General features: G+C 76.2%; 1 pseudogene. It reads right to left on the minus strand.

Features of this window, described 5'->3' with window-relative positions:
* Positions 1 to 383 (minus strand): annotated as a pseudogene (locus tag GT354_RS46175) (hypothetical protein); the annotation flags it as partial.

Below are 383 nucleotides of genomic sequence, written 5' to 3' on the forward strand. Positions count from 1 at the left end.
CACCGGAACGGTTACCGGCGGCGCCGATCCCACGGGCACGGCCGCGTCGTTGTCGGCCGACGCCACCGGGCGGGTCGCCGGAACGACCACCGGCGACGCGGCCTCCGGACGGGCCGCCGGCCGAAGCTCGGGACGGGCCGCCGGAAGCGACACCAACTCCTGGGCCGGTGGCGCGTCCTGGAGGCGAAGGACCGTCCTGAGGTCGAAGAACGCGATGCTGGACAGCCGCATGGCGGGAGTGTCCCCGGCCGCGCGTCGACCCAGCGTCGCGAACGCGTCGTCGGCAGGCGCAGCGTCCACCGCGTTCAGGTACAGGTGCGCCGGCGGCGCGCCGAGCGGGGCCACGGTCACCTTCGCCCTGGCCAGATCCGGACGGGCCGCCG

Source organism: Streptomyces sp. SID3343, from assembly GCF_009865215.1.
In the GTDB taxonomy this organism is placed as follows: domain Bacteria; phylum Actinomycetota; class Actinomycetes; order Streptomycetales; family Streptomycetaceae; genus Embleya.